The following is a 345-nucleotide window of genomic DNA, read 5'->3' as shown; positions in this document are numbered from 1 at the left end:
ATATTGTAAATTCTGTTATTTCTTCTCCTGATATTGATGATATACTAATATTAAGATCCTTCTTTTTAAACCAAGAAAAATGACCATATATTATCAGCTTGTAATGTAAATAAAATTATTGATATTGCATAACCAACTAATGGTATAGATAAATTTAATCCTTGCAAAGTATTTGCTAATATTATTCAATATATTTCCACCAACATATATTATTGATACTGCTAGAGCAATTTCTAAAGAAAAAACCATTGCCTTAAAATATTCATAAGATGAACTTTTTGGTATATATATATTTTTTTCTTCTTTTTTTCTATATTTATACAATAAAAATATGGAAATTATAAT

This window comes from Candidatus Nanopusillus massiliensis (assembly GCF_920984865.1).
Note: the sequence above shows the minus strand (reverse complement) of the source record.